Annotated in this window: 8 protein-coding genes; 2 read left to right on the top strand and 6 right to left on the bottom strand. The window is 67.1% G+C overall.

Annotated elements, in window-relative coordinates; all coding sequences use genetic code 11:
- Positions 1–17: 17 nt before the first annotated feature.
- Complete coding sequence (locus tag B0I29_RS47200) at positions 18–410, top strand: YciI family protein (RefSeq protein WP_111654619.1); 393 nt, start codon at positions 18–20, stop codon at positions 408–410.
- Complete coding sequence (locus B0I29_RS41200; RefSeq protein WP_181558241.1) at positions 407–1,621, top strand: RNA polymerase sigma factor; 1,215 nt, start codon at positions 407–409, stop codon at positions 1,619–1,621. The genes B0I29_RS47200 and B0I29_RS41200 overlap by 4 nt, the downstream gene beginning before the upstream one ends.
- A gap of 8 nt (positions 1,622–1,629) precedes the next feature.
- Here B0I29_RS41200 and B0I29_RS41195 read toward each other — a convergent pair whose 3' ends face one another.
- The 6 genes from B0I29_RS41195 to B0I29_RS41170 all read right to left on the bottom strand — a co-directional run bounded on the left by B0I29_RS41195 (position 1,630) and on the right by B0I29_RS41170 (position 12,015).
- Entirely contained in the window at positions 1,630–2,040 is a 411-nt protein-coding gene (locus B0I29_RS41195; protein WP_245973159.1) for a DUF1622 domain-containing protein, read from the bottom strand.
- Positions 2,041–2,165: 125 nt separating this feature from the next.
- Entirely contained in the window at positions 2,166–2,561 is a 396-nt protein-coding gene (locus tag B0I29_RS41190; protein WP_111654616.1) for a hypothetical protein, read from the bottom strand.
- Between the two features lie 31 nt (positions 2,562–2,592).
- Complete coding sequence (locus B0I29_RS41185) at positions 2,593–4,602, bottom strand: YfaP family protein (protein WP_111654674.1); 2,010 nt, start codon at positions 4,600–4,602, stop codon at positions 2,593–2,595.
- Between the two features lie 83 nt (positions 4,603–4,685).
- Positions 4,686–5,270, bottom strand: a complete 585-nt coding sequence (locus B0I29_RS41180; RefSeq protein WP_111654615.1) for a GNAT family N-acetyltransferase — start codon at positions 5,268–5,270, stop codon at positions 4,686–4,688.
- A gap of 116 nt (positions 5,271–5,386) precedes the next feature.
- Positions 5,387–5,992: a suppressor of fused domain protein gene (locus B0I29_RS41175; protein WP_111654614.1), complete on the bottom strand. Its 606-nt coding sequence runs from the start codon at positions 5,990–5,992 to the stop codon at positions 5,387–5,389.
- A gap of 17 nt (positions 5,993–6,009) precedes the next feature.
- Positions 6,010–12,015 carry a polymorphic toxin-type HINT domain-containing protein gene (locus B0I29_RS41170; protein ID WP_111654613.1) on the bottom strand — a complete coding sequence of 2,002 codons (6,006 nt, stop codon included), beginning with the start codon at positions 12,013–12,015 and terminating at the stop codon, positions 6,010–6,012.
- Positions 12,016–12,358: the final 343 nt, after the last annotated feature.

Raw genomic sequence — 12,358 nt, 5'->3', positions numbered from 1 at the left:
ACACGAGGGAGACCGCCATGAAGTACGTCATCCTGATCCACTCGAACCCGCAGCCCTGGGGCCACCCGACCAGCGACTACCTCGACGCCCACAAGGCCCTGCCCGCCGACGTCCGCGCCCGCCTGCAGGGCGAGTTCAACCAGGTCATGACCGAACTGTCGGCCAACGGCGAACTCCTCGGCGGCGAAGCCCTCGGCGACCCCACCGCCGCCCGCCTCTACCGCTGGCGCGACGGCGATCCCCTGGTCAGCGACGGCCCCTACTCCGAGTCCAAGGAACACCTCGCCGGCTTCTTCCTCATCGACGTCGACAGCCAGGCCCGCGCCGAACAGGTCGCCGCCCGCTTCTCCGGCCCCGACGAAACGGTCGAGCTCCGCCTCCTCATGTGGCCCGGCGGCGACGACCAGTGACCGATTCTGATCTGGCTGACGTGTGGCGTCGAGAGGCGCCACACGTCCTGGCCGCCCTCCTGCGCAAATACGGCGACCTGGGCGACTGCGAGGAGGCGCTCCAGGACGCCGCCGAGGCCGCGACCACCCAATGGCCACACAACGGACTTCCGGACAATCCCCGAGCGTGGCTGATCACCGTCGCCGCCCGCCGGCTCATCGACCAGGCAAGATCAGAGACATCGAGGGTACGCCGGGAGCGGCTGGACGCGGCCCGCAATCCCCAGGTCTTCGACGGGCCGCTCGCGTACGACCGTGACGACACCCTGCGCCTGTTCTTCCTGTGCTGCCACCCTGCGCTGACCCGCCCGTCCCAGGTGGCGCTGTCCTTGCGTTCGGTGGGCGGCCTGAGCGTGGAGCAGATCTCAGCGGCGTACCTGGTGCCCGCGCGCACGATGACCCAGCGCCTGACCCGGGCCCGCACAGTCCTGCGCCAGGCGGGCGCCCGTTTCGACATGCCGTCCGATAATGATCTGCCCGACCGGGTGTCCGCCGTCCTGGACGTCTGCCACCTCATCTTCACCGAGGGCTACGCCCGGACCTCGGGCGAGCAGCTGCAGGACATCCAGCTCACGACGGAAGCGATCCGCCTGGTCCGCCAGCTGCACGACGCCCTACCGGAGCACGCCGAGGTGTCCGGCGCCCTGGCACTGATGCTGCTCACCCAGGCCAGGTCCGCAGCGCGTACCAATGCGGCCGGTGACCTGATCCCCTTGGCCGACCAGGACCGCACCCGATGGCGGCACGACCGGATAACCGAGGGCGTGGCCCTGCTGGAGAAGACCCTCCCCCGAGGCCACGTAGGCCGTTTCCAGCTGCAGGCCGCGATAGCGGCCGTGCACGCCGAGTCGGTGACCTACGAAGAGACGGACTGGCTGCAGATAAGCCTGCTCTACGACATGCTCACCCGGGTGGCCCCCAGCCCGGCGGTGACGCTCAACCACGCGGTGGCGGTGGCGATGGCCCACTCCCCCGAGGCCGCCCTGGCAATGCTGAAACCGCTGTCCGACGACCCGGCAATGAGCCGCCACCACCGCCTCTACGCCGTCCGAGCCCACCTGCTCGACCTCAACGGCGACCACGAGGCAGCCCAGGAGCAGTACAGACTGGCCGCCCGCCTGACCTCAAGCGGGCCGGAACAGCGCTACCTGAACAGCAAACTGTCCTCATAACCACCAAGTCAGCGAAGGTCGGTGTCCGTCGGCTCGTCGGCTTCCTTCGGCTCCGTCTCGTTCGACGGTGTCCTGCTCGCCGAGCTGCGGCGCCACGGCAACGAACCCTCCAGCTCGACCTCCAGCGAAAAGCTGAGGAACGTCCGGACCAGCACGAGGACGCCGAGCGTCAGCGTGCTCTGCAGGGTGCGCTCGACCGTGATGGTCAGCACGATGTCCGCGATGATCAGGATCTCGAGGCCCAGCAGGATGACCCGGCCGACATCCTGCCGGGCTCGTTTGTAGGCCGCCCGCGGATCCCCCTTGCGCAGCGACACCACGGCTGACACGAGTGCCAGCACCGAGCCGACCGCCAGGATGGTCGCGCCGGTGACCTCGAATCCGGTGACCACCCACTCCATGACCTCATCGAACCGCACTCTGGTTCCGCCCCCACCCCTGCATCGATCGCTTCCGCCGGCTCGGACCACCATGCCCAGAAGGCCGTGTCACGTACCGCGTAGTCGATCCGCCGGGAGCTGAAATCTTGTGAGGGCGATGCGGGTCACAGGTTGTTGATGCGGGCCAGCAGCTCTGCCTCGGTCAGGTTCTCCAGGACCGCGTCCTGCTTGCGGCCCAGGACTGCCAGCAGCTTCTCCTTCTCCAGCTTCTTGGCCGCCGCTGCCTTCGCCGCCTGGTCCTCCGCTAGGCGGATGGCGATGACGTGCTTGACGACCTCCAGCTTGGTCTCCAGAGTCGCCTTCGCCGCATTGGTCTCGGTGGCCACGAACGACTCGGTGTCGATGGCCTTGAGTTCGGCGTTGACGGTCTTGGCCACGTCATCGAGGCTGAAGCCGGACTTGGCGGTCAGCGGAAGCTCCCACAGCTGTTCCGTGGTCAGCAGGCCCTTGGTCGACGGGTATCGGAATTTCTCTCGTGTGGCCTTTTCGAAAATGGTCACGGTGGCCTCTCTCGGCTGTCGGGGCAAGGGTTCAGAACTGGATGCTGATGAGGCGGCGCCGGCCGCCTGTCGTGGTCACCTTGGCGACCACCGAGCTGCGGACCGTGGAGCTGAAGCCGAGGCCGGACAGCTGATCCGGCGACGGCTCGCACTTGGTGCGATCGCCGAGGACCTCGAACACCTTGCGGTGCGGTTGCAGGTCGCGGCGCAGGAACTCGTTGTAGATCCCCCGGGTCGGCTGGTCGTTCACGCACTCCTTCAGCATGAAGAGGTAGTGACGGTTGCCGACTTCGTTGTCGTCGAAGTAGTTCGGCGAGTACATGACGGTGGACACCGGCACGAACTGTTCGGTGGTGATGCCCCACAGGTCCTTGCCGGCGCTGCCCGGCCGCATGTCCTTACCCGGCCGGAAAGCGGTGATCTTCTCGCCGGCGACCGTCATCCGGCCCACCTCGACGGTCTCCTTCTGGCCGACCGCCCGCTCGTGGCTGTAGTGCTCGATCCTCCCGTTGCTCTCGGTCTCGATCACGAAGCCGACCCCGGCGCTCTCCCGCTTGCGGAACTGGTTCACCTCGATCCGGTACTCGCCGTCGGGGACGTTGCGGGTCCAGGTGACGTTCTCCACCGGCTCGCGGGACAAGCCCCCGCCCGCGTTCATGTCGACGTCCAGTTTGTTGCGCTTGTCCTGGTACCAGATGTGGTCGCCGTTGGGTTCGAACACGTGCAGGTCGAGGTCGTCGTGGTTGAACCAGGACAGGCTCACCCGCAGCTTGCCGGTGACGTTGCCGCCGGCCCGCTTGACCCTCTCCTTGATCGAGTCGGTGAGGTTGCCGTGGTAGGACCACCCGAAATCGTTGTCCCAGGTGAACAGCCGCGGTGCGGCCGGGTGCCGGCCGGTGGTGAGGCTGACGAAGTTCGGTTCGTGGCTGTTGGCGACCCACAGGTCGATGGTCGCGGCCCCAGGCAGGATGTCCTTCATGAAGGCGATCACGGGGATCTCCTCCGGCTTCGCGTCGCGAAGGCGCGGACCTGCCGGCGTGGTGGTGGCCGCCTGCATGAGCAGCCCTTCGATGCCGTCCTTCATCTGCGACTGGGTGTCGTTGCCGACCCACAACACGTTGGTGACCGACACGTCGGACAGCCGGGCGAACCGTCGCTGCAGCGACTCCTCGATGCCCAGCTCGTCGATGGTCTTCATGGCGGCCTTGACCATGGCCGGGGTGATCAGCGCGGTGGGGCGCTGGTAGTTCTGCGGTGCCACCCTCGACTCGAACGACCGGACCGCGTGCTCCAGGTCGACGCCCGCGGAGAGCTCCTGGACGAGGGTGCCGATCACCGTGTTACGGAACCGGGCCGCCGGGTTCATGGCGTTGGCGAACACGAAGGCCCGCCCGTCGGTGGCCTGCGTCCACTGGTTCTGCAACGACCGGAACTCGGTCACCGCCCGGCGATGCTCCGCGCCGCGGTAGAGGGCGTCGCCGTCGATGAGGTCGACGACGGTGTCCAGGGCCTGCTGGGTCAGCTCGGCCAGGCCGCGCTGGAACACCTGCACCGCGGCGTCGAACGAGCCCCGTGCCGCGCCGGCGTCGGTGGTGTGGTGCCGCTTCTCCACCCGGCCGTTCAGGTGGTGCCACACCTCGACCTGGCCGTCGCGCAGTGTCCGGGTCGTCCTCGTCCCGTACTGCGCCTCGGTGGACCGGAAAACGCCGGACAACGGCAGCATGCCGACGAATTCGTCCAGTGCGGCGGCGACGACGGAGAAGACCGGATCGGATGCGGACACCCCGGACCAGACGGTGCGGATCCGTCCGTTGTGGATCTCGACGACGTTACCGAAGTTCTTGATGAACCCGCGGCAGGTCGAGCAGTCGTACTCGGACCGCTCACGGAACCGGAGATTGGTGCCGGCCGGGAAGGATTCAAGGAAGGTGAGCCAGAGTGAGTCCCGGTCGAGGCCGTCGCCGACGACGTACAACTCGCCCTTGGACATCGTGGACAGACGTGTGCTCACGTCCGCTACGAACTGCTCGAAATCGCCCACCGTGTCATCCCCCTTGATCACCGCAGATCCTAGGGACCGCACGCGATCGGAGAAACGTATTTCCGGCTCGCGGCCGGCGAGCGCTACCCGCGGCTGATACGCCATTCGTCGGCGAGCAAGGCATAACCCAGGCAGTCGAGCCACTCACCCGATCGATGCAGTGAATCCCGGACGGTGTGGAACTCGCGGCGCATTCCGACGCGTTCCATCAGCCGCCATGACGCCTCGTTGTCAGCGAAGCAGACGGCCGTCACGCGGCGCAGTCCGAGATCCTCGAAGCAGAGCCGGAGCAGTTCACGGACGGCTTCGGTGGCGTACCCATGGCCTGCGTGATCGGGGTCGAGCACCCATCCCAGCTCCGCGTGCACGCTGCGCGCTTCTTCGGCGATCTCCGTCTGGGCCCAGGCGTCCTCGATCTTGACCATGAGGTCGCCGATGACGGCGCCGCTGTGCTCGATCACGAGGGTCCTGGCGAGAGTCTCCGGTGCCTCGAACCAGGTGCGGTGGTCGTCCAGGGTGGCCGAGGCGCGGGTGATCCAGTGGCTGACGTCGGCGCGGCGCCGGAAGTGCCAGGTGGCGCCGGTGTCGCCGGTGGTAGCCGGCCGCAAGGACAGCCGGTCGGTGCGCAGCGGCCAGGTCACGGCCGTCAAACCCGTGTGCGTAGTCATATGGTCAGCAGCCTAGGAAAACAGATTGCGACATGCAACCAGTTCCTCGAAGCGAAGCCGAGCGATACCGCAATGCGGTACCCGATCAGCAACATCGCCACCATCGGGCCGGCCCGTCAGGCTGCCGGCGTGCGCAGGGGGTCGAAGCGATCCCACGTCAGCCCCCACAGCGCATCGAATCCCCGGGAGTAGGCGAGTTCTCGCTCCGATGCGAAGATCGGGTAGACGCCGATCATCTCGATGTGGTCACCATCCAGGTCGAGGACCGGTGGAATCCTCTCGGAGGCGGGCGCCGCCAAGGCGACACTGCTCATCGGTGATGACGCGACATACGGCTCCTTGTAGCCAAGGACCTGCCCTGAATTGAACGGACAGATCCCGCGCAGAGCGGCCACGATTCTGGCCGGAATTCGAGACCATTCCACCTCGCTGGATCGCACGGTGATGCACAGTTCGCGGGCTCGCCCACCCCAATCCGGATGATTCGCCAGCGACAGCCCGTACGTGAATCCGGTGATGTATTGCGGCTCGGGAAAGCCGATGCAGGAGATCGCGCGGACCGGCCCGTCCGCCGCGACCCGCGGCTCGATGTCGGTAACGACGGGTGTCACCTCGCTGAGCGAGTCCAGCAGTTCACGGTATCGCTCGAACCGATCCGGCATCAACACTCCAAGCAGCAGGCAAGCCATCGGGTGGGTGGCGCCGCGCGCGGCACCACCCACCCGCTACATTATTTCACCTACCCGGCGGGCGGATAGAAGTGCCCCAATGCAGCATCCCACCATTGGGTCTTGCTGTGATCGATGTACGAATTGAACTCGTCGAACCTGGCCGCCGGAATTCTCCACTCCGTCAGATTGTCGATGCCATTCGAGTTGGGCAGCGGGAATTCGAGGTCTCCGAACGCCTCACGGAATCCGTCCCTCATGACGAATCGGTGGAACCCCAGGTCATGGCCGTTGCCGGCGTACTGTGCCGCACCCTCGGGCAGGTTGGACAGGTAGGCGGTCGGGTGATTGCCCTGGTGGTTGCCCGCGTTGAGACCCCGGGCCTCGCTCGCCCGTCGTCCTTCGCCGGGTGAGCGGTAAAGAACCACCTCGCAGTTGTGGACGAGGACCGATGCGGCACCGGCGAGTACGAAGTACGTGTGCAGGTCGTCGACGGTGAGGTCGTAGGTGCGGGCCTCGCCCTCGTACTTCTTGACCGCCGACAGCTGCACGTACGTCCCTGCGGAGGTCCGTAGCAGCTCGCCCTCGCGCAGATCACCGGCTTCCACCCACTGCTCGCGGGTGACCGACCAGAACGGGTGAGTCTCGGTGGTGGTGACGGTCTGCCCGTCGTCGACGGTCAGCTCGACGAAGTGCTTGTCATCATCCGTACGAATGGTGTGAGTGACCTGCCGGGAACCGGATTCTCCGGTCTCCGGGTCGGCCGCCCGCACCGTGTCGCCCGGCTCGACGTCCTCGATCGGCTTGCTCGTCCCGTCGGCCAGCAGAACCGCGGTGCCCGCGACGAAGCTGTGCGGCGTCGGGCAGGCCGAGCCGTCAGCCGCGGATCTCTTGGTCTTGGCCTTGGCCTTGGCGGCGACGGCCTTCGCCTTCTCCGCTGCCTTGGCGGCGACGGCCTTGGCCGCTCGGTCCGCCGCTTCCTTGGCTGCCGCCGCTTTCTCGGCCGCGGCCTTGGCCGCCTTTGCTGCCGCGTCCTTGGCGGCCTGTGCCGCCTTTTCCGCGCCTTGCAGGATGGCTCGGGCCCACTTCACCTCCTCGAAGAAGGTGAACACGGCCTTGCCGGCCCGGAAGATCGCCTCGCCGATCTTCTTGGCCTTGAAGATCTTGCCCCAGGGCAGCGCCCCGACGACCATCGAGACGCAGGCGACCAGGTCGCCCTTGAGGCAGTTGAGGATGTCGTTGATCCCGAGGAACTCCATCAGGATCTGGCCGCCGGCCTCCAGGATCACGTCCAGCGTGCTCTTGGACTGCAGCTGGTTGGCCCGTGCGATCTCCTCCGGCGACGGTCCCTGCACCACAGGTGTGGTCGTCGTGGTGGTCGGCCCGGCGTCCGGCACCGCCCCGGTCGGGTCGGTGTACGCCAGCGGGTTGTTGGACGCGTACGTGTACGCCGACGTGGCGCCCTTACCGGTGGGTTGCGGGTCCCGGCTGGCGAACCGGCCGGTGTCCGGGTCGTAGTTGCGCGCCCTCAGGTAGTAGTTGCCGTCACCGGACGTGGAGTCCTGGTACTGCCCGGTGAACTGCATCGGGTTCTCGATGCTCTGCGCCGGCAGCTGCTGCCCGGCCAGGGTCGGCCCCTCGCGCGGGTTGCCGAACGGGTCGTAGTCGTACCCTTCCTCGACCTCGCCGGTCGGCGTCAGCAGGTTCGCCACACCACCGAGCCAGTCATGGGTGTAGGAGTGCACGCCCGACGCCGGGTCGAGCAGGGCAAGCGGCTCGTCGTCCGGCCCATAGGTGAAACCGCGCTTCTCCACCACCGCACCGGCACTGTTCTCGACGGTGTCGATGCCGATCTGCGGCAGCGTGCCCGCCACATCCCACGACCAGTACTGCGTCGAGGTCTGGCTCTGCGCCGTCGACGTCGCCGAGATGCGCAGGCCGTCGGCGTCGTAGTTGAACGTGGAGCTCTGCCCGCTGGCGAGGGTCGCCTTGGCCAGGGTGTTGTCGAGGTTGTACTCGAGCCGGTCGCCGCCTGCCTTGATCTGGTTACCGCGCTCGTCGTACTTGTACTCGGTCTCCCGCTCGTGGTTCGGGCCTTCGAGTTCCGTCTCGACCAGCTGGTCGCCGTCGTCGTACTCGTACTCGGTGACGTCGTTGCCGGCGTTTCCGGTCCGGGTCTGCTTGGTCCGGTTGCCGTTCACGTCGTACCGGTAGTCGATGCGACCGGCCGGTTTGGCGTCCTTGTCGGTGCACGACGCGACCGCGTAGCAGGCCGAGGTGACCCGGTCCGCCTCGTCGTAGGCGTACGCCACCGATTCGGCCACACCGCCGCGGGTGGTGACGACCCGGTTCGGGTTGCCGACCGCGTCCAGGGTCAGAGCGTAGGAAGAGATCGGATCCTGTACGCCCGGCACGGACGAACCGGTCCGGTCGGTGCCGATCGCGGTCAACCGGCCCGCGTCGTCGTAGACCCGCTGCTCGGACAGCCCGGTCGGACCCGGAAGCACGGTGCTGGTCCGCCGGCCGGCGACGTCGTACCCGAAGCTCCAGTCCGCACCGGCCGCGCTCAGCGACGTGATCCGGCTCGCCGCGTCGTAACCGAACGCAACAGTGGTGCCGTCCGGGTACTGCCGTGACGTGACGTTGCCGCGGTTGTCGTAGTCGTAGCGGTAGACCTCGTCGGTCCGGCCCGCCTGCTTGCGGGTGACCGTCTGGATCTGGTCCTCGTCGTCGTAGACCACCTCGCGGACACCGGTCGGATCCCCGTACGACGTGACCCGGTCCTTGCCGTCGTACCGCCACTGGTAAACCGGTCCCCCGGTGCCCAGCGTGCGCTGGTCGAGCCGGCCGACGATGTCGTAGCTGTCGGCGATCGTGCGCTTGGCGCGTTCCTTGGCGCTGAGGTCCTCGATCTCCTCGTCCTCGCCGATGGTGATCGTCTGGATCCGGTTGCCGTCCGCGTCGTACTTCGCGTACGTGCTGCGTTCCAGCGCATCGGTGCTACGCGCCAGGCGACCTGCCTCGTCGTAGTCGACGGTGGTCCGGTTGCCCTTCGGGTCGGTGATGGAGGTGAGCGAGCCGTCGTCGCCGTACCCGTAGAACGTGGACTCGTCCTCCGGGTCGTCGACGTCCGGGGTGGTCACGCTGCGCGGCTGGTCGTCGTCGGTGTACGTGTGCCGCGTGGTGTGCTTGTTCGCGTCGGTGACCGAGGCCAGCCGGTTGATCGCGTCGTACTTCGCGGTGGTGACGTTGTCGAGCGCGTCGATCGAGCGGACCTGGTTACCGGCCAGGTCGTACTCGTAGTGCGCGGTGAACCGCTCCTTGTCCGCGCCCTCGACGTTGCCGCGCGGCTCGGTGACCGCGGCCAGCAGCCCGTCGTCGGTGTACTCGTACGTGGTGACCCCGCCGGTCGGCGAGATCGTCTTGATCTTGTTGCCGGCCGGGTCGTACTCGGTCTTGGTCTGCGCGCCGCCCGCGTCGGTGATGCCGCTCTGGCGGCCACCGGCGTCGTACGACAGCTTCGTGCTGCGCCCCAGGCTGTCCGTGGAGCTGTTGACCCGGCCGCTGTTGGCCCGGTCGAACGTCGTGGACTTGCCGAACTCGTCGACCGTACCGACGCTGCGGTCCAGGTCGTCGACCTTGTAGTCGCGGGTGACGACCTGCCCGTTCGGGTACGGCCGCCGGGTCTGGATGATGTTGTCGTTGTTGTCGTAGACGAACGTCGTGGTGTAGTCAGCCTTTGTCGCCCCCGGCACGTTGCCCCGCGGCGACGTCGACGACTGCACCAGGCCCTTGGCGTTGTACGTGAAGCTGGTGACCAGGTCGGCCTCGTGCCGCATGTCGACGGCCGAGGTCGCCCGCCGGCCCGCCGGCGTGTACGTGTGCAGCAACGTGCGCCGCGCCTCGAAGACCGCCTTGAGCAGCCCGTTGTCGAGGTAGCTGTAGGAGACGGCCACGCCCGCCGGGCTCACCGACTTCTTCAACCGGCCCACGGTGTCGTACACACTCGTCTTGGGGTTGTCCTTGCCCGGCTGTTTCACCGCGACGACCCGGTCCAGCGCGTCGTACGTGGTCCGGGTGGTGAAGTCCGCCGGTTTCGCCCCGGCCACCGTGCCACGCGCGTCGGTCACCGTGACCGGCCTGCCCACCTTGTCGTAGCCGTACTCCAGACGCCGTCCCTCGGCCGAGATCACCGCCCCCTGCAGACCGGCGTTCGCCTCACCGTCCGGGATGTTCTCCGAGCGGGTCACCTTGCCGCGCTGGTCGGTCACGGTCAGCGACAGGCCGCGCGCGTCGTAGGTGTAGGTGATCGCATGGCCTTGCGGGTCGGTGGATTTCACGAGCTCGTCGAACTCGTTGTAGTCGTCCTTCCACGTGCGTCCGTCCGCGTCGACGTGGGTCGTCGGGTTGTTCCGGGCGTCGTATGTCGTCTTCTCGGAGAACCGGCGCTGCGGCGCGAACTGCTGGACCAGGTTGCCGGCCGGGTCGTAGGTCGACTCGTGCTGGTTCTGGTTGCCGTTGACCACCAGGCTGCGGTTCAGCGAACCGTCGTAGCGGTGGTTGCTGGTGTCGCCGTTGCCGCGCTGCGAGTAGAGCAGCACGTTGCCCTTGTATCCGTCCCACACCACGACGTTGTCCGCGTCGGTGGTCCGGGCCTCCTGCTTCTCGGCGTTCCACACGAACGTCGTTGCCGCGCCGAGCGCGTCGAGCTGCCGGACCACCCGGCCGCCCGCGTACTCGTTGGTGAGCGCGACCACCTTGTCCGGCTGGGTCACCTTCGTCAGCAGCCGGTTCGCGTCGTAGGTGTACTGCCAGTACTCACCGGCCGCGTCCCGGACCTTGGTCAGCAGGCCGCTCGTGTAGGTGTACTGCGTCTTCCGGCCGTCCGGTAGCGTGATCGAATCGATCAGCCCGCCGACGAGCTTGGCCACGGTCTTGCGCGCGGAGGCGTCGGTGACCGTGACGCTGGTGTCGGTGTGCGCGAACCGCAATCCGACCTGGCGCGGGTTCAGGATCGAGATCAGCCGGCCCTGCGCGTCGAACGCGTACACGATGTTGTTGCGGGTGACCAGCTCCCAGCCGTCACCCGCCTTGCGCAGCGTCGATCGCACGCCGGCCGGTCGCGCGTACCCATCGCCCTGGATTTTGAAGATCGTGTCCGAGCCGTCCTCGGCGCGCACCAGCACCCCGTCATCCACCGGGGTGACCTTCAGGTCATAGATCCAGGCCCAGCCCGGCCCGAACGCCGAGGCACCCGTGTTCAGCGACGAATAGGACCGGGTCGAGGTGAAAGGAACACCAAAAGACGAGGTCAAAAGATCTTTTTCGGTACGCACGAAAGCACCAGTGCCGGTGTTGACGCCGATGGCCCGGGTGGCCTGGCTCGCGCCGGTCATGCCCAGTGCGACGCTGCATCCACACCCGGCGGCCTGCCGGTCCGGGATCGCCGGCGGGTCGACAGTGGTCCGCGGCTGGGTGGTCTCCGACCGCGCGGACGGCACCTCGCCGTCCGGGTAGAGCCCGGTGATCGTGACGAAGTAATTCCTGGTCGCGTCCAGCTGCCAGCCCTGCTCGGCGCCGAGCGATTTGCAGAAGTCACGCAGATTGCCGCAGCCGTCGTTGCCCAGCTGGTCGAGACCCAGCTCCACGGACTCCTGACGGGTCTGTGAATCAGCGTCGTAGAGATCGATCCGCCAGCGGTCGAAGCCCCGGTCCTTGAGGTTGAAATAGGTCACCAGCGAGGTGTCACCGACCACGAATCCGGGTCGCAGCAGCACGTCGACGAACGCTTCACCCGGCGCCGCAGCGGCGGCGAACCGTGCCGCGACGGCCTCGCCACCGGCCTGCACCGAGGGCGGCACCACCGGTGGCCGCGACGTTTCGGAGACCGCGGCGTCCGAGGCCGCACCGGCCGGCAGGCCCCGCTGCTGCGGCACCTGACCAGCGGAGACAGTGGGAACCTCACCCGGATCAGCGGAGGCCGGCACGTCGGCCGGCGGCGCCAGGGTGATGATCAGCAGGAGCGCGCAGAATCCGGTGAGCCAGCGGATGCGCGCGGATATTCCAGCGATGGACATCGATGCGTTCCTCCCCGTAAGACAAGCCCACGCACAGAAACATGGAAGGACATCGATGCGCTACCCCGATAGCCGATTTGCCGGATTGGCGAAGGATTCAGCGGCCGCGGTGGTTCCGGACATCCCGATCGATCACGCCGACAGCGGCAGCACCGCCTCCAGTCGCAGACGGGCTCCGTCCGGCGGAATAACAATTTTCCGAGGGCATTCTTTCTTATTTCCCATTCGGATTGCTCGATAGAGACGTCATGATCCCGGGCTGCTGAGGGGCGGATTTAGTTCCGGAACCGGTCCTTTGTTGACGGCATATTGACGAGCGGCAACATGGCGGTAACAATTCCGT

The organism is Actinoplanes lutulentus (assembly GCF_003259845.1).
Lineage (GTDB): Bacteria > Actinomycetota > Actinomycetes > Mycobacteriales > Micromonosporaceae > Actinoplanes > Actinoplanes lutulentus.
The sequence above is the reverse complement of the archived record's forward strand: the minus strand, read 5'-3'. Positions and strand labels throughout refer to the sequence as shown.

Bases quoted from the DNA above. Each gene is read 5' to 3' on its own strand.
- B0I29_RS47200 (WP_111654619.1), top strand. From the start codon at position 18: ATGAAGTACGTCATCCTGATCCACTCGAACCCGCAGCCCTGGGGCCAC.
- B0I29_RS41180 (WP_111654615.1), bottom strand. From the start codon at position 5,270: ATGACTACGCACACGGGTTTGACGGCCGTGACCTGGCCGCTGCGCACC.
- B0I29_RS41170 (WP_111654613.1), bottom strand. From the start codon at position 12,015: ATGTCCATCGCTGGAATATCCGCGCGCATCCGCTGGCTCACCGGATTC.